Annotated in this window: 13 protein-coding genes; 11 read left to right on the top strand and 2 right to left on the bottom strand. The window is 55.2% G+C overall.

The genetic code is table 11. The annotated features are described in order from the left end of the window. The first annotated feature begins 235 nt into the window (after positions 1 to 235). Positions 236 to 1549: a lytic murein transglycosylase gene (locus tag DXXMK7_RS11535; RefSeq protein ID WP_038919208.1), complete on the top strand. Its 1314-nt coding sequence runs from the start codon at positions 236 to 238 to the stop codon at positions 1547 to 1549. A 10-nt stretch (positions 1550 to 1559) separates the two neighbouring features. Here the strand turns inward: DXXMK7_RS11535 and DXXMK7_RS11530 are convergent, their stop codons facing one another. Next, on the bottom strand, positions 1560 to 2720 hold the full coding sequence (locus DXXMK7_RS11530; protein WP_038919207.1) for an alpha/beta hydrolase: 1161 nt from the start codon (positions 2718 to 2720) through the stop codon (positions 1560 to 1562). Between the two features lie 540 nt (positions 2721 to 3260). On the opposite strand from DXXMK7_RS11530, the gene DXXMK7_RS11525 reads away from it, so the two are divergent. The 9 genes from DXXMK7_RS11525 (at position 3261) to hrpN (ending at position 14357) form a co-directional block, all read left to right on the top strand. After that, a complete protein-coding gene (locus DXXMK7_RS11525) occupies positions 3261 to 4310 on the top strand; it encodes a hypothetical protein (protein ID WP_038919206.1) in 1050 nt (349 codons plus the stop codon). 171 nt (positions 4311 to 4481) lie between these two features. Further along, positions 4482 to 7061, top strand: a complete 2580-nt coding sequence (rdrA, locus tag DXXMK7_RS11520) for an antiviral RADAR system adenosine triphosphatase RdrA (protein WP_038919205.1) — start codon at positions 4482 to 4484, stop codon at positions 7059 to 7061. 3 nt (positions 7062 to 7064) lie between these two features. Beyond that, entirely contained in the window at positions 7065 to 9653 is a 2589-nt protein-coding gene (gene rdrB / locus DXXMK7_RS11515) for an antiviral RADAR system adenosine deaminase RdrB (protein ID WP_038919204.1), read from the top strand. A gap of 181 nt (positions 9654 to 9834) precedes the next feature. Next, entirely contained in the window at positions 9835 to 10062 is a 228-nt protein-coding gene (locus DXXMK7_RS11510; protein ID WP_038919203.1) for a type III secretion protein HrpF, read from the top strand. Beyond that, positions 10049 to 10483, top strand: coding sequence for a type III secretion system chaperone (locus DXXMK7_RS11505; protein WP_038919202.1), 435 nt, complete (start codon positions 10049 to 10051; stop codon positions 10481 to 10483). Before DXXMK7_RS11510 ends, DXXMK7_RS11505 begins: the two co-directional genes overlap by 14 nt. Then, positions 10476 to 12545: a type III secretion system outer membrane ring subunit SctC gene (sctC, locus tag DXXMK7_RS11500; RefSeq protein ID WP_038919201.1), complete on the top strand. Its 2070-nt coding sequence runs from the start codon at positions 10476 to 10478 to the stop codon at positions 12543 to 12545. Before DXXMK7_RS11505 ends, sctC begins: the two co-directional genes overlap by 8 nt. Positions 12546 to 12579: 34 nt before the next feature. Continuing rightward, positions 12580 to 12768 (top strand): HrpT family type III secretion system protein, encoded by a 189-nt coding sequence (gene hrpT / locus DXXMK7_RS11495; RefSeq protein WP_038919200.1) that lies wholly within the window; start codon positions 12580 to 12582, stop codon positions 12766 to 12768. Then, positions 12765 to 13175: an HrpV family type III secretion system protein gene (gene hrpV, locus DXXMK7_RS11490; RefSeq protein WP_038919199.1), complete on the top strand. Its 411-nt coding sequence runs from the start codon at positions 12765 to 12767 to the stop codon at positions 13173 to 13175. Before hrpT ends, hrpV begins: the two co-directional genes overlap by 4 nt. A gap of 159 nt (positions 13176 to 13334) precedes the next feature. Continuing rightward, on the top strand, positions 13335 to 14357 hold the full coding sequence (gene hrpN, locus DXXMK7_RS11485) for a harpin HrpN (RefSeq protein ID WP_038919198.1): 1023 nt from the start codon (positions 13335 to 13337) through the stop codon (positions 14355 to 14357). A gap of 171 nt (positions 14358 to 14528) precedes the next feature. Here the strand turns inward: hrpN and DXXMK7_RS11480 are convergent, their stop codons facing one another. Then, positions 14529 to 14930 carry a cupin domain-containing protein gene (locus tag DXXMK7_RS11480; protein ID WP_082202657.1) on the bottom strand — a complete coding sequence of 134 codons (402 nt, stop codon included), beginning with the start codon at positions 14928 to 14930 and terminating at the stop codon, positions 14529 to 14531. A gap of 350 nt (positions 14931 to 15280) precedes the next feature. Here DXXMK7_RS11480 and DXXMK7_RS11475 point away from each other — a divergent pair, with 350 nt between their 5' ends. Then, positions 15281 to 16957, top strand: a complete 1677-nt coding sequence (locus DXXMK7_RS11475; protein WP_038920989.1) for a ShlB/FhaC/HecB family hemolysin secretion/activation protein — start codon at positions 15281 to 15283, stop codon at positions 16955 to 16957. Positions 16958 to 17039 lie beyond the last annotated feature (82 nt).

Genomic DNA, 17039 nt, shown 5'->3' with positions numbered 1-17039 from the left:
GAATACTACGGATAAACTCTGTCAGTGACACTTATGTCAGCGGTGGTCTGTATATTCCCGCCGGTTGCTGCACTATTACTGTCAGAGATGTTGCACGATTCCGGCGGCGTCCGACGACGATGTTCCGGCAACCCTGATCGGGCCGATGATGTTACGGACCTGCTTTTGGCCTGTTTCCATACCCTAAATAATCCAAGTTACGGTATGACGGGTATATCTCTTATGGAATAGTCAAATGGTCAATAACAGAACACAGGCATCAGCAATGATGTCGATGGCAAAGGTGATGGTGTTGCTGATCGGTACCGGGGTGCTGAGTTCATGCGCCCACACCCATTACCCCTCACGTGAATGCCGGGATATTGAGGGCTTGCTGAAATCGCACGGCGTCACTGACACGCCAGCGGGGTTGCCGACGCCAGACGAAAGTTTTGAACAGTGGAAAGCCGTGCTGCGTCAGGAGGTCCTTTCTCAGGGCATTACAGCCGGCACCTTTGATAACGCGTTTGCTGGTTTGACGCCGGACAGCGACGTGGTGGCGGCCACGCAAAAACAGCCTGAGCTGGTCACGCCGGTGTGGACCTATATTGAACAACGGGTGACGCCGGAGAACATTGCGCAGGGGAAAACACTGCTTAAGCAATACGCTGGGGCGGCGGCTCGTATCGAGCAGCGTTATCAGGTTGAACCGCCGCTGTTGTTCGCGTTTCTCTCCATTGAAAGCCATTATGGCGCCAATACCGGTGATAAAGCGGTCATTCGCTCGCTGGCTACGCTGGATTACTACAATTATCGTCGGGCGTTTAACCGGCAGAATTTAATCGCTGCATTACGCATGATTCAAAACGGCGATGCGCGGCCGCAGCAGATAAAAGGGTCCTGGGCCGGGGCGATGGGGATGCCGCAGTTTATACCGACTTCTTACCTGCAATACGCCGTGGATTTTGATGGCGATCATCACCCCGATATCTGGACCTCATTCCCGGACACGCTGGCGTCGGTGGCGAACTATATGCAGCAGGCCAAATGGAAAGCGGGCGTCCCCTGGGGATTTGAAGTGACGCTGCCCGCCGGTTTTGACTATTCCCTTTCCGGTCTGGATAACCAGAAAAGCGTTGCCGACTGGCAGGCGCTCGGGGTGAAAACCGCGGTGCCCGGAGATCTGGCCGCGCTGTCTTCGGAGCAAGCCTCGATATTGCTGCCGGTCGGGAAGAATGGCCCGGCGTTTCTGGTGACGGCGAATTTCCGCGCCATTCTTCGTTATAACAATGACATTTCCTATGCGCTGACCGTCGGCTTGCTGGCGGATAACTACCAGCGCGAGACGCCGGTGCTCAAGCCCTGGCCGCGTCAGGAGACGCCGTTAACCCGTAAAGAGCGCGAGGCGCTGCAAATTCTGCTGCAGGAAAAGCAGCTTTATCAGGGTGCTATCGACGGCAACATTGGCCGTGCCACGACGCGGGCGATCCGCGCCTATCAGCAGCAGGAAGGGTTGCCGGCGGATGGGTATCCTGACCATGCGCTGCTTGAGAGACTGCGCTGTCGTTAAACGCCGGCGTTTAGCGCGCCGTCACGATATCGTGCGCCGTCCGCACCAGCAGTTCGGCGCACGATTCCGTCATCGGCCCCAGCAGACCATGCAGGCCGAGGGTATGCCCGACATCCGGCAGCAGGGTGATATCGATATGCGGAAAGCGGTGTTTTACACCCTCGAACCATGCCGCTTCGGCGGCGGCGTTCAACTGGGTATCCATCATGCCGAAATAGCAGACCACCCGGCTTTGACACCGTACCAACTGCTCAATTTCCGGCTGCTCATTCTGATACCACTGTTTCCACCAGGCGTAGGATGACTGGGTGAACGGCGCGTCGGCCGGCCAGGGCTCCCGATCGTCGTGGCTTAAAACCATGTCGCGCTGCGTATTGAAACTGGCCTGCAGCCTGGCGGTCATGCTGTCGAAGTCTGCTTCATCCCAGTATCCCTTGTAGGGCAACAGGCTGCTGATGGGTTGTAAAAAAGCCAGCGGACTGCGGCCGAATCCGTTTTTCAGATCCTCCAGCGTGAGCCGGTCGCCGGTGTGTGGGATCGCCTTGAGCCAGGCGATGGTGCGGTGGATAAGCTGCCATTCCAGCACGTGTTTCATGGACGAAAAACCCGGTGACACCAGCATCAGGGCTTTGGCGGCGACCGGATAACGCGCCACCATGCGCCCGATGTTGATGGCGCCTTCGGAGTGACCGAGCAGGATAAGATTGTGACGGTCAATATGCGGCAGTTCGCTGGCATACCGGTACAACGTATACAGGTCTTCATACTGGCTTTGCGGGGTCACCGTCTGGCGGACGGTGGCGTCGATAAACATCTGCCGGTAAGCCAGTTCGCGGTTGAACAGGTATTCCGGGCTATCCAGCGTGTTGTCGCGCAGGTTGCCTTTGACGCCGCGGCAGTCAAACCGTAGCACCGCCAGCCCGGCGGCCAGAAAATCCTGCGTCAGACAGCTAAAGACAAAATCCGCCTGGGTGCCGCTGTCGCCAATCAGATAGTGACGGTCGTGCATGCCGCTGCCGGGCGCCAGCATCACCAGCGGATACACGCCCGCCGGTGTCTCCGGATAGTTGATCTGACCGGTCAGGGTCGCGTTCCCATCCTGCGATCGCAACGCAAACGGGTACACCGGGTATTTTTCATTCAGTTCGTCATTTTCAAGATAGGTTTTCACGGGGATTGCTCCTGATTGTCCGGCACGCCGTCCGGCAATGTAAGACGGTTGATGCGCCGCCGCATTGCGCTGGCGCAGGTCCGCCCGGTTTTTCTATCGCCGGCATGACCCGGCCTGTGCTGCGTTTTTTCCCTCTCGCGTGACTCACCACTCCTCCTTTTTCGGCCGTATTTTCCCGCCGGTCGACCACACAACCTCCGCGCCGTTAACCGACGGGCATCATCCTGTAGTCTGCACGTGTTCAGCGCCGCCGGTCAGCTGAAAGGCTGTGATGGAAGGCCGGCGCTGTAATGAATCGTTATCGCAATGGACGCGGCGTCGCAGGCTCTAATGCCGTCGACAATAGACTTCATTCCGCTTATCCGGGCGCGAGCGTTCCCGGCCTCTCTCTGGTTCTCTGGCGTGTTTGTCCGGGCAGGTTCGCCGTTGTTACGGCCTGAATTCGCGTTGTTCTGACGCAGCATGCCGGCCTGCGCCTCCGCTACATTGCCTGACGAAGACACCACTGATCTTAATCGATTTAAAACCAAGAGGTTACATATGGAAAAGGTACTAATCTGGTTCTGCGGCACCGGCACCACCAAACAGGATTTTCTCGCCAACGTTGAAATCAGCGGCTTTAGCGCCGTGGTCGCCATTGACGGCATAGGCACCGCCGCGATGCTGACAAAAACCCAGGCGCTGGCAAAACGCGCCGGCTGGGGCGGCAGTTTTGTGGATATGAGTGAAAAGGTGGGCGTGCTCTACGATCAGGTCAACGGTTATGACGACCGTGCCGGCGTGGTGACGCTGGACAGCCTGTTCCCGCTGGTGGATTACCTGAAAACGCTGAAAGAGTACCAACTGGTGGTCGGCGGGCATAGCCGCGGCGCGGCGGTCGGTTTAACCGAGTTTCTGGCCGAGCTGTACCATCTGGCGGTGCAGAATCAGGCGGCCGGCGTGTGGGCCAATGCGAAAACCATCCGGCTGGTGGTGGTGGACCCGGTGCAGGGGCAGCAGGATTCCGACAAGGACACCAACGCGTTTAATGCGATTCTCAAAGATAAAACTCTTGCTCAGATTCTGGCCGAACTGGAAACCAAATGGTTTGGCGGGCGGGAAGTGTTCGACACGCTGGTGTACAGCGCGCGTTACGATGCCCGCTCCAGCTTTGCCTTCGATTCCCGCTGGTATCGCTTCATCACCGAGCAGATGGGCAAACAGGCCGGCCCGGCTAAACGCGCCAAACTGGTGATGGCCGGTTTCCGCCATTCTGCGCCGGTCAGCAAAGAGGATGAAATCTCCGCGCTGTATCAGGGCAAAGGCGTGGCGCCGATTGCGTTTCTGCAACAGCTGGTGTCGTTCGACCCCAACTGGGAGCAATCGGCCCGCCTGCTGAGCCAGATTGAAAACGGCTATCTCGACCAGCTCGCCGCCGGCGCGAAAACCGATCTGATCAGCCTGCTGGACAAGCAGACCAGCCTGCTGTCCTACGGCATCACCGGCCTGATCGGCGGTAAATCGCTGCAGAAAACGCTGTCGACGGATAACCCGCAGAAACCGGAGTACCGCCGTTTTTACCGCTATCAGTATGGCAAGACCACGTTTTAATCTTCCTTCGGTTTAATCCACAGACCACAGGCCGCTATCGGGGATAGCGGCCTGTTTTACTTTCCTGCTTGATATTTTCATTAATCCTGCTTATCTGTTTGTCTCCTTCCTGTAACAGCTACAAATAGAGCGTCATGCTTTTGTGACTAATTATTTTTAAAGGGATTAGTTGTGGGCGAAATTATTCTTAATCTGGATTTACCGGAATATCAGGACGACTTTCTGTCAGAAACAACAGACAGCAACCAGCTTTGGCAACAGCAGGCGAACAGAAAGCTGGTCGCTCTTCTCCAAAAGATGGGGAATGATGCCCATCGCTATAAAGAACAATGTCAACACGGCAAGAAAATACCCCATCAGAAGCTGAGCAGTTATCATCACGCTGTTTTTATCAGTGGAGCACGCGGCGCTGGGAAAACGGTGTTTCTGAAAAATGCCAAAGCGATTTGGCAACATGAAACCGACAAGCAGGACAAGAAACCTAGCTTGCATTTTATGCCAGTGGTTGACCCGACATTACTCAATATAAACGAGCGTTTTTCTGAGGTGATCATCGCATCGGTATATGCAGCGGTGGAAAAGAAATTAAACAGTCAGGATATTGCACAAACGCTGAAAGATGATTTTTATCACCAGTTGAAAGCCTTGTCCGGCGCGCTGGTCAAGCCAGTGGAACTGGAGGAATTACGTGGGATTGATCGTATCCAAAAATACCGTTCCGGCATTCATCTTGAACAGTATTTTCACCAGTTCCTGATAGCCAGTGTCGAGTTACTGGGCTGCGACGCGCTGGTGCTGCCCATTGATGATGTGGATATGAAAATCAAAAATGCCTTTGAGGTGCTGGACGATATCCGCTGCCTGCTTTCCTGCCCGTTAGTGCTGCCGCTGGTAAGCGGTGATGACAAACTCTATCGCCATCTGGTGACCATGCAATTTGAAGGTGAGTTAGTCAAAAATAAAGAAGCCAGCAATGCGGAAGAAGGGCGACAAGACGCGGGACGATTATCGGATGCGTATCTCACCAAAGTGTTTCCGCATCACGCCCGTTTGCCATTACAACCCATCGATCAGTTATTGCCGCAGTTGGTCATTCAGGATAAAGAATCTGCTGAGCCAATAGCCTATAGCAAGTACGACACTGCTATTAAAGATATTTTTTATCCGTTGTGTAACGGGCTGGAACGCAGTGCGGACTGGCCTCGACCCGCCAACGCCCGCGAAGTGACGCAATTGGTGCGGTTGCTGCCGCCGCGTGTGCTCAAATCATCGCAGGATAACCAGGAAACACTATGGCGTAATTTTAGTGGTTGGGCGGAAGCCAAACAGGATGGGGCGGCGTTGACTAACGCTGAGTCTTATCTGTATATCCGTGCCGCACAACAGCCAGAGGCGTTTTCGTTAGCCGGACTGATTGCCTTTAATCCTTTACTACAAAAAGAACGCTATTATTGGGCGAAAAAGCATTTTTACTCGCAGCAGGTTGAACGGATAAATGAACTAAAAAAAACAAGTGATCGTGGTGATGATTTTAACAAGAAAATTCTGGATGCCGTGTTTTCTGATAACATGCCGGTACTTCGCAGTATGCCTGCGTTGGAATATATTAAAGAGCCGCTATTTGTATCCAGCGATGTAGTCAATAACACGTCGGAAGGCCGCATTTTTATCGCGCTCTATACTCACCGTGATTATTACAGCCAGCAGAAAGGTCGTCGCTATCATATTTTCTTTAGTCGGTCGTTTGAAATTTTGGCATGGTCAATGTTGGCGGTGACTAATAATATGCCTCCTTCTCTTTCTTCATCATCTTGTGATATTAAATCCATCATTGGTAATGTTTTTAAAAACATTCCTTTCTATTCTGTTTTTGCCATGAGTCCAACCAAATCGATTGATGAGAATGAGTCGAGTGATGATCTGGTTGATGATAAAGAAGAAAAAAATCAGCAAGAAATAGATGAGTTTGTTAAACAGATATACTCCTGGGTAAATCAATATCAAAACACATTGTCCGATTTGTCAGGGCGAAACCTGATATCACTCATCACCGCCGTATTTAATAAAGTATTTACTCAGTTACATATTTTACGCGGTAATTTTGATGTAAGAAAAGACGATTTCAGGGATGAATATCTGTCAGATATGGCAAAGCGCTTCAGTTATATCTTTATTAATGCACTGGCATCATTTGTGCGGGATGGTGAAGTCGTCAACACCAATGTGGCAGTCAGTGCTAGTTCAGCAACAGTCAGGGATAATGCTACCTTTCTTAGTAGGGACAGAACATTGGTTAGAAATTTGAAGGGATTATGTCCTGTTGAAGGATGGGATGCCATTGATGAAGATAAATTTAAGCATGAAGATTTTTTAAGATTGGTCAATGCGATGAGTGTTCATCCTATTTTTACATTATATGACACCCAACTTTACCGTATCGGTCTGCAACATAGTAGTGGAGTAAGTGGAAATATATGGTTCAAGATGACTTCTGAATCGAGGTTTTCCTCTATGAGTGCAAATGAATTGAAGAAGGATTATTTTGATCAGACGGGAAGTAAAGTAATTAAAACGAGAGAAGTCAAGGAATGGGCGATTAGTCAATTCGATATCGCTAAATTAATGTTTGATAGGCTCAATGAATTACGTAATGACGATTCTAAGACACGAGAATGGATTGATGGAAAAGGATATACAGCCCGACTTTATAATGGATTGCGTCAGGCATTAGATAGCAAAACTGAGGATTAACCCATGTACACCCAGGACCCGCGCTGGTTAATCCCTTGTGCCTGTCTGGCTTCGGACCGGTTATTTTATTTCCATTTGCAGCAGCATATCGGGCAGCGTAATGCGCCGGATTTTGATCAACAGGAAGAGCAGCGTTTATTGACGCGAGCGGCAAAAGATTACCAGTTCTATTTTGGCGAGCGGCTACGTAATGAGGACATCGAACACAATTTGCGTAGCTGGGCATTGCCATCATCAACAGTGAGCAGTTTTACCCTACTGGGGCAACTGGCGGACGAGTTTTTGCTCTGGCAAGGCAACGGTTTCGACGTGCGGCGGGAGCGACTGGAAGCCTGGCTCATGTTGTGCTCGGTGTTGGATCCGGCCTGGATTATTGCTCAGGCCTATGTGCAACTGGTACGCCAGCGGGTGCTGGGTGAAGGGGAACTGGTGGCGTTACTGACCGTGCAGAACCCGTTTGCCTTTCCTGCTGAACAAAGTGATAACCACTATGCTGATAACCATGTGCACTTTAACGGCCACGGTTATGCTTCGCTGTCGATGTTGAGCTTTGTCGAGGGGGAGGTACGCCTAAAACCTGATATCGCATGGCCACAGCGGGAAGAGTATCACCTGCTGGAGAGTGAAAAGCTGGATAAACAGCAATTGCCTCGCTGGTTGTCGGCCTATGTGGCTTGCTTATTGGCTGCCATTTATCCCACAAGCACAGAGATGGATACCTCTATTGACCTTGGTATATTGAACAGAGCGCAAACATTGCCCCTCACTGAAATCGAACGCTGGTCATTGCGCGATGCCGCCCGTATTTACCCACCCGACAGCGCCCAACAGCAGCTGTTATATGCCGCGACGCAACAGGATCACGCCGGTCCTCAGCGCTGGCTGCTGTTTTGCACAGGGCTGCTGCTGGGCGCGCCTAAGACGGATTACGACAGTGCGCTATCGAACCTGATTCGGGTCAGTATGATCTTGCGTAACTACATGGTGGTGTCGGCTGTAGGATTAGGGCAGTTTGTGGAGTATTTCGGCGCTGATGTGCGGCGGGTGGACAAACATTTCTTCAGGCAGCAAGTACCTCGTTATGATTTAGGCCCGTCGGTTTCGCGGGAATACCGCGTGTCGCCGGGGGAAGTGATTGGTAATGAGCGCAAACCCAATATCTATCACCACAAGTTAACCGACTTTTTTGACCAGCATGCGCGCTGGCATGTGCCGGGGCAAGCGCATCTGGTGGTGCATTTCACTCGTGGTTTCCCAAAGAAAACCGCTGCCAGCCGATATGACAAACGGCTAACCACGTTTCGGGCGCAGTTGCTTAAGCAGGTACGGGCGCTGGAGGATTTCTCCGTCTCGAACACATTACAGGCAACACAGTATCAACCGGAGATCACCAGACCTCCACGCACGATTGATGTGCGGCAACTGGTACGTGGCTATGATGTAGCGGGCAACGAAAATGCGCTGCCCATAGAGGTGTTTGCACCGGCACTGCGGGTGCTGCGCGCCGCCAGACAATCAGCAGGGATACCGTTTTCCCAACGTTTGACGCGCCCGTTCATTACTGTGCATGCGGGTGAAGATTACAGCCACCTGCTCAGTGGATTGCGGGCGATGGATGAAGCGGTGGAATTCTGCCAGTTGCGGGAAGGCGATCGTATCGGTCACGGGTTGGCGCTGGGGGTGAATGTGCAGCACTGGGCACAGCGTCAACGACGCGCCTGGCTCACCGCCGGTCAGCATCTGGACAATCTGGTGTGGGCCTACCATCAGGCGGTGCAACTCTCCCGGCATACGGTAGAACATATTCCGGTCATGCATGAATTGCGCGATAAAATCCACCACTGGTCACAGTGGATGTTTGGCGACACCTACACACCGAACCAACTGTATGATGCCTGGTTGCTGCGTCGCAATTGGCCGGACTATCAGGCGATGCAAAGCGAAGGCGCGAATCTCCACGAGTGGGTGCCGGATGCCCAGCGGCTGATGGCGCCATCCTCAACCAGTGAGGACAATGCAAACGTGGTGTCGCTTTGGCAACGTCGCTATCTGGATAGTGGTTTGCCTGAACGCGAGCGTGACAGGATAAATCACACCATTTCGGTGAACTGTTTACCGCAAGAAAGCGAACATTTTGCGATTACCCTTAGCTACAAAGAAGATTGGGTTTCTGCGGGAGAGCTTCGACTGTATGAAGCGATACAGGATTTTCTGATGGAGAAATACAGTCGGCTTGGTCTCGTTATTGAAGCCTGTCCGACCTCAAATATCTATATCGGGCGCTTTGAGTACTATCATGAACACCCGCTGTTTCGTTGGAACCCGCCACAGCCGGACTGGTTAAAACCGGGAGAGAAGTTTAACCGCTATGGATTGCGCTCCGGCCCGCTGGCAGTGTGCATTAATACGGATGACAGCGCGCTGATGCCGACCACTATTGCCAACGAGCATCGCCTGATGCGGGAAACTGCGGTGCAATTTTTTGGCATTGGCACCTGGATGGCGGATTTATGGATCAACACGCTTCGTGAAAAAGGGGGTGATATATTCAGACGTAACCACCTTGATCAATTGCCCGTGTTGCCGAATTAAGCGTTAATTGACGGGGGCAGGTGTGGTTTTTTCACTCTCTCCCGTTACCTTGATCTAACCGCAATCGTCCTCCACAAACCGATTTCCATTCATCTTTCCCTCACCCGATGGAACCGCCGTTACTCCCCGGCCACACAACTGCAGGCCAACCATACCAGCTTAATCAACGGGAGTAGCAACCATGTCTTCATCTTCACCTATTCAGCGCCGGCTGGACGGCGCGTTTGTCGATGCGCAGTCCCGGCTCGACGAGATGGCGATGACCGTCTCGGAGGGGGAGGTCAGCGCGGCGGATACCTATGCCTTTTATGAAGCCAGCATGGACTATTCGAACGCCAACTGGGCCGCCGGGCAGATGCTGAGCGTCAAGCACGGTCTGGCGAAGGCCATCATCAATGACTTCAACTGAGTTGATCGGGGTCATCGAACGCTGGCTCAACAGCGCCGCGGGCCAGTTGATGCTGCACATTGACGGCAGCCCGGTGGTGTTGACCCGTTATCACGATGGGGTGGGCTGTTCCGCCGTCGTCACGCTGTCGGTCAAGGTGGATGACCGGCTGTTGCACAAGGCGCTGCGCTACTCGTCAGCCGCCGTGTTGCGACTGGGCATGGATGCCGCCGCGCTCTGCTGGTCCGCCGCCGACGAGCAATTATGGTTACTGATGCGACGCGAGCCGGATGACCCGATTCGGCTGTGTCGCTCACTGGAAGCGCTGGTTAATCAGCGGGATGTCTGGCAGAGCCTGTTGGCGCCGCTTGCCAGACCGGCATCGCCGCCGTCGCTGAATCTGAAAACACTGGCTTTTTTGCAAGGAGATCAGCATGCGTAACGCGCTGTATGCACTATTGTTCAACCTCTACCGCCTGTTCTGCTGGTCGCTGGTGCTGATGGGGATGTTGCCCATCGCCCATGCGGCGACGCCGTCTGACTGGAGCAAAGGCGCGTATGCCTATTCCGCCGAACAGACGCCGCTGTCGGCGGTATTGCAGGATTTCGCCAACAGCCACGGCGTCGATCTGGTGTTGGGCAACATTCAGGATATCAACGTAGAGGCTAAAATCCGCGCCGACAACGCGGTGGCGTTTCTGGATCGGCTGGCGCTGGAGCACCGTTTTCAGTGGTTCGTCTACAACAACGTGTTGTACGTCAGCCCGCAGGATGAACAGACGTCGGTGCGCATTGAGGTGTCGCAGGATGCCGCGCCGGACATGAAGCAGGCGCTGACCGGCATTGGTTTGCTGGATGCGCGTTTCGGCTGGGGGGAACTGCCGGAAGAGGGCGTGGTGCTGGTCACCGGCCCGGCGGAGTACGTCAACCTGATCCGCAACTTCAGCCAGCAGCGTGAAACCAAAGAAGATCGTCGCAAGGTGATGATCTTCCCGCTGCGTTATGCCTCGGTGTCGGATCGTACCATTCAGTATCGCGACCAGCGTCTGGTGATCCCCGGCGTGGCGACCATTCTCAATGAACTGATGGATGGCAGCCGCAACACGCCTGCCGGCGCGTCGGCCGCCGCCAGTGGTATGGGCAACGACGGTGCGATGGCGGCCGCCAGCGGCGGCGGGCAGGATGCCAGTCAGGCGATTGAGGTCAATGCCCGCGCCATGCTGGCTCGGCTGGCTAGCCGCAGCAGCGGTGGCGCCGGCGCAACGGCCCGGCGCAAGGATCAACTTAACGGCAAGGTATCGGCGGATGTGCGTAACAACGCGCTGTTGATCCGCGACGACGAAAAGCGCCGGGACGAATACCAGCAACTGATCGACAAGATCGACGTGCCGCAAAATCTGGTCAACATCGACGCGATCATCCTGGATGTCGATCGCACCGCGCTTTCAAGGCTGGAGGCCAACTGGCAGGGCAAACTGGGCGCGGTCACCGGCGGCGCCAGCATGATGTCCGGCTCCAGCACGCTGTTTGTCAGCGATTTCAAGCGTTTCTTCGCCGATATTCAGGCGCTGGAAGGCGAAGGCACCGCGTCGATTGTCGCCAATCCGTCGGTGCTGACGCTGGAAAACCAGCCGGCGGTGATCGATTTTAGCCGCACCGCCTTTATCACCGCCACCGGCGAGCGGGTGGCTAACGTACAACCGGTGACGGCCGGCACCAGCCTGCAGGTAACGCCGCGCGTGGTCGGCCACGGCAGCTTGAGCAGCATTCAGCTGGTGATCGATATTGAAGACGGTCAGGTGGAAACCAATACCGAAGGCACCGCCTCCGGCGTGAAGCGCGGCACCGTCAGCACACAGGCGCTGATTGGCGAAAACCGGGCGCTGGTGCTGGGCGGGTTCCACGTGGAGGAGAGCGGCGATCGTGATAAGCGCGTACCGCTGCTGGGCGATATTCCCTGGATCGGTAAACTGTTCACCTCGCGTCAGCACGAAGTATCCCGCCGCGAACGGCTGTTCATTCTTACCCCGCACCTGATTGGCGATCAGAACGATCCCACCCGATTTGTGTCGACGGATAACCGCCGCCAGCTCAACGACGCTATGGGGCGCGTGGCGCAGCGCAACAGCAAAACCGATCTGTTCGGCATGGTTGAGAACGCCATGCGCGATCTGGCCAGCGGCCAGACGCCCGCCGGATTCACCATCGACAGCAGCGGGGCGCGCCTGTCGGAGTTCTGCCGCACGTCGCCGTCGCTGAGTTATCAGAGCAATCGCCATCAGTGGTACAGCAATTTGACCCTCAGTCTGGCGGTGGGCGTGGTGAAAAACACCGGCACTCGCCCCCAGCGTTTTGATGAAGCCAACTGTGCCGGCAGCCGCACGCTGGCGGTAGCCGCCTGGCCGAAAACCACGCTGGCGCCCGGCGAATCCACCGAGGTGTATCTGGCGCTGTTGCCGGCCAAAAACGCGCAGCCATCGCGCGCGTCACTGATTAAACCCTGACGATTTACCACCATAGCCTTTAGGGAGAAAAGCCATGCGTTATCAACTCTTGCTGGTGCTGTGCGGTTCGCTGCTGCTCAGCGCTTGTGCCGCCCGGGCGCCGCTTGGCGCCTGCGATTCGGTCAGTTGCCGTCCCGAACCGGATAACCGGCAGATGGTGATCTGGTGGCAGACGGACATGCGCCCCGGCGCCGTCGATTTTACCCGGGTGAGTGTGCCATGACCGACAACATCACGGTTTTTGAAAGCGTTACGACGTTTATGACGGCGATGAACCGGCATCAGGCGGCGCGCTGGTCGCCGCAATCCGGCGTCGATCTGGTGTTTCAGTACGGTGATACCGGCCGCGAACTGATGCTGCAGATTCAGCCGGGGCAACAGTATCCCGGCATGTTGTGCAACATGCTCGGCCGTCGTCATCAGCAGGCGGCGGAGTGCGATGGTTGCCACCTGTGCCTGAACGGCAGCGACGTGCTGATTCTTTGGTGGCCGCTGCCGCCGACGCCTGATACCTATCCGCAACTCATTGAACGCCTGTTTGAGCTGGCGGGGCTGACGCTGCCGCCGGTTTCGGCGGAGCGAGCGGTACGCCCGCAAACCGGCGTCGGCATTGCCCGGCCGTTGGGGTGACACGCGGTTTTTTACGGTAAACCGGCGCCAGCGGGGAACCGTTTCGCCGCTGGCGTCACTCAGTAACAAGTATCCATCATGATGCCCGCATCGGGATCGGAGCGGGCATCCGTTGCAGATACTTTTGCGAACACCTGACATGAATGAGGAAACGAAATTATGCAAATTACGATCAAAGCGCACATCGGCGGTGATTTGGGCGTCTCCGGCCTGGGCCTGGGCGCTCAGGGGCTGAAGGGGCTTAACGCCGCGACATCATCCCTGGGTTCCAGCGTAGACAAACTCAGTAGCACCATCGATAAGCTGACTTCCGCGCTGACGTCGATGATGTTTGCCGGCGCGCTGACACAGGGGCTGGGTGCTGGTTCGAAGGGGCTTGGTGCGGGTAATCAACTGGGCCAGTCGTTCGGCAGTGGCGCACAGGGTGCGAGCAACCTGCTGTCGCCGCCGAAATCCGACAGCGATGCCTTGTCAAAAATGTTTGATAAAGCGCTGGACGACTTGCTGGGCCACGACACCGTGACCAAGCTGACTAACCAGAGCAACCAACTAGCTAACTCGCTGCTGAATGGCAGCCAGATGACCCAGGGCAATATGGATGCGTTCGGCAGCGGCGTTGGCAACGCACTGTCGTCGATTCTGGGCAACGGCCTGGGTCAGGCGATGGGCGGTTCTTCGCCGCTGACGCTGGGCGCCGGCGGTTTGCAGGGGCTGAGCGGCGCCGGATCGTTCAATCAGCTGGGCAACGCCATTGGTATGGGTGTGGGTCAGAACGCGGCGCTGAACTCGCTGAGCAATGTCAGCACCCATGTCGACGGCAACAACCGTCATTTCGTGGATAAAGAAGATCGTGGCCTGGCTAAAGAGATCGGTCAGTTTATGGATCAGTATCCGGAAATTTTTGGTAAGCCGCAGTATCAGAAAGATGGCTGGAGTTCAGCGAAAACTGACGACAAGTCCTGGGCCAAAGCGCTGAGCAAACCGGATGATGACGGCATGACCGGCGCCAGCATGGACAAATTCCGTCAGGCGCTGGGCATGATCAAAAGCGCCGTGGCGGGCGATACCGGCAATACCAACCTGAACCTGCGCGGTGCGGGCGGTGCGTCGCTGGGTATCGACGCCGCGGTAGTCGGCGACAAGATCGCCAATCTGGCGCTGGGTAAGCTGGCCCACGCCTGATACGCCTCGGTTGTCCGATAAAGCGGAAAAGAAAACAGAGACGGGGAAGCCTGTCTCTTTTTCTTTGTGGAAACCGGGGCTTGCTGACAAACGGACCGCGCGCCGAAACGCAGGCCGAAACGCAGATAGCCGCCCGGCGGCTATTGTCATGTAGCGTGCCTTGACCCGGCCTTATGCGTTGTCATCCACCACCCGGTACAAACGCACGTTTTCCCGTTCATTGGCGTCGTTGCGCGCCACAATCGCGATAGCGTCTTCCTCATCGCTCAGGTTGCGAGGCTGGTGGGGCACGCCGGGCGGAATATAGAGAAACTCGCCGGCCAGATGGAGGCAGGTCTGCGATAAATCAGTGCCGTAACGTGTTTCGACCCGCCCCTTCAGCAGATAGATCGCGGTTTCGTAATCAACGTGGTAGTGCGGTTCCGCTTCCGCACCGGCGGGAATCACCACGATATTCATGGAGATGTGCTTAGCGCCGACGGTATCGCGGGAAATACCGACAAAATAGGGTAAATTCTGCTGTGTTTCCGTGGGATTAACCGGTCTGACAATCTTGAGTTGGTTCGTCATCATTTTTTCTCCGTCTGGTGCTGCGACCCGAAATAATCAGTTCTGCAAATGAGGCGTGGCGGAGAGATCTCACACAATGTATTGCTTAAAAAGCGAGCAACTGTTACATCCGATGAAAATTCAGTTTCCGTATGTTTACATTTCCTTTCGCCATACCTCGTGACGCCAGCAATTCTTTTTAGGTTTTCTTTTTATAGAAAATTAAATTATTCATTTAAAATCAATAAATTGTTTTTAAATGTCGTCGACTTTACTGTCAGCTGAATTGTAAATATTTGTATTGTTTTTGAAAGAAATGCGCATTATTATTTCGGCAATTTTTACCATCTGTTTCTATTACATGGACGTGCATGATGTTTGTCAGTAGCAGGAAAACTGGCCTGATCGTCTGTTTTTCCCTCATTGGTTACACCGCCTCTGCGTTTTCCGCTCTGTTGGATCCAGCGGAGCGAAACGAAACCCAGCAACGCCAGTCGGAAGTGATTGAGCAATCCCGCCAGCAGCGGGAAGCGTTGCAACAATTGAACAATATCGTGCAGGCGCCGCTGAAAGCGGACAACGCGTCGCAAGGCCCCTGTTTTACCCTGCGCGAGATCCGCTTCAATCACAGTACCTTGCTGGGCCCGCGCGACCAGGCGGCGCTGACCGCCGGCTACCTTAATCGCTGTAACAACCTTGAGCAGATCAACCAACTGGTGCACGACGTCAGCAACTGGTATATCCAGCGCGGCTACATCACCAGCCGGGCGTTTCTGAGCGAACAGGATCTGTCGGGCGGCGTGCTGCAACTGGAGATCCTGGAAGGGCGGCTGGAAAAGATCACCATCAATAACCAGACGGAACGGATGACCCACACCGCGTTTCCTGCGCGGGAAGGGGAGATCCTGAACCTGCGCGATATCGAACAGGGCATGGAGCAGATGAACCGCATGCCGTCCCAGCAGGTCACGATCGAGATTCTGCCGGGCAGCCAGCCGGGGTATTCGGTGGTAAACCTGACCCGTGAGGCTCACCTGCCGTTCACCGGCGGGCTCACCTTCGATAACAGCGGCCAAAAAAGCACCGGCGAACAGCAGCTCAACGGCAGCCTGGCGCTGGATAATCTGTTCGGCGTGGCCGATCAGTGGTTTATCAGCGCCGGTCACAGCAGCCGCTTTGCCACCAGCCATGATGCCGAAAGCCTGCAGGCCGGTTTTTCCATGCCGTATGGCTACTGGAACCTGGGTTATAGCTACTCCCAAAGCCGTTATCGCAATACGTTTATCAGCCGCGATTTTCCCTGGCATTCCACCGGCGACAGCGATACCCATCGGCTATCGCTCTCCCGCGTAGTGTTCCGCAACGGCACCATGAAAACCGCCATTGCCGGCACGCTCAGCCAGCGCACCGGCAATAACTATCTTAACGGAACGCTATTGCCGTCCAGCAGCCGTAAGCTGAGCAGCGTGTCGCTGGGCGTCAATCACAGTCAGAAACTGTGGGGCGGGCTGGCGACCTTCAACCCGACTTACAACCGCGGCGTGCGCTGGCTTGGCGCGGAAACCGACACCGATAAAAGCGCGGACGAACCGCGAGCCGAGTTCAATAAGTGGACGCTGTCGGCCAGCTATTACTACCCCGTTACCGACAGCATCACCTACCTCGGCAGCCTGTACGGCCAGTACGCGGCCCGCGCGCTTTACGGCAGCGAACAACTGACGCTGGGCGGGGAATCCTCCGTGCGCGGATTTCGCGAGCAGTACACCTCCGGCAACCGGGGCGCCTACTGGCGTAACGAGCTGAACTGGCAGGCATGGCAACTGCCGGTGCTGGGCAACGTCACCTTCATGGCGGCGGTCGACGGCGGTCATCTCTACAACCATAAACAGGATGATTCGACGGCGGCCTCATTATGGGGCGGCGCAGTCGGCGTGACCGTCGCCAGCCGCTGGCTGAGCCAGCAGGTAACGGTGGGGTGGCCGATCTCCTACCCGGCATGGTTACAACCCGACACTATGGTGGTGGGTTACCGGGTAGGTTTGTCGTTTTAACTCATTTAATAAAGTCGTTTTAACACATTCAATAAATCAACATATTTTTCAATGCTTTCATGGCATTGAATTTTACATGCAG

Origin of the sequence: Dickeya sp. MK7 (assembly GCF_000406305.1) — a bacterium.
In the GTDB taxonomy this organism is placed as follows: domain Bacteria; phylum Pseudomonadota; class Gammaproteobacteria; order Enterobacterales; family Enterobacteriaceae; genus Dickeya; species Dickeya fangzhongdai.
Note: the sequence above shows the minus strand (reverse complement) of the source record. Positions and strands in the feature narration are given on the sequence as shown.

Excerpts from the sequence above, each read along its gene's own strand:
- DXXMK7_RS11535 (WP_038919208.1), top strand. The coding sequence starts at position 236 with ATGGTCAATAACAGAACACAGGCATCAGCAATGATGTCGATGGCAAAG.
- DXXMK7_RS11525 (WP_038919206.1), top strand. The coding sequence starts at position 3,261 with ATGGAAAAGGTACTAATCTGGTTCTGCGGCACCGGCACCACCAAACAG.
- rdrB (WP_038919204.1), top strand. The coding sequence starts at position 7,065 with ATGTACACCCAGGACCCGCGCTGGTTAATCCCTTGTGCCTGTCTGGCT.
- DXXMK7_RS11510 (WP_038919203.1), top strand. The coding sequence starts at position 9,835 with ATGTCTTCATCTTCACCTATTCAGCGCCGGCTGGACGGCGCGTTTGTC.
- DXXMK7_RS11505 (WP_038919202.1), top strand. The coding sequence starts at position 10,049 with ATGACTTCAACTGAGTTGATCGGGGTCATCGAACGCTGGCTCAACAGC.
- sctC (WP_038919201.1), top strand. The coding sequence starts at position 10,476 with ATGCGTAACGCGCTGTATGCACTATTGTTCAACCTCTACCGCCTGTTC.
- hrpT (WP_038919200.1), top strand. The coding sequence starts at position 12,580 with ATGCGTTATCAACTCTTGCTGGTGCTGTGCGGTTCGCTGCTGCTCAGC.
- hrpV (WP_038919199.1), top strand. The coding sequence starts at position 12,765 with ATGACCGACAACATCACGGTTTTTGAAAGCGTTACGACGTTTATGACG.
- hrpN (WP_038919198.1), top strand. The coding sequence starts at position 13,335 with ATGCAAATTACGATCAAAGCGCACATCGGCGGTGATTTGGGCGTCTCC.
- DXXMK7_RS11480 (WP_082202657.1), bottom strand. The coding sequence starts at position 14,930 with ATGATGACGAACCAACTCAAGATTGTCAGACCGGTTAATCCCACGGAA.
- DXXMK7_RS11475 (WP_038920989.1), top strand. The coding sequence starts at position 15,281 with ATGTTTGTCAGTAGCAGGAAAACTGGCCTGATCGTCTGTTTTTCCCTC.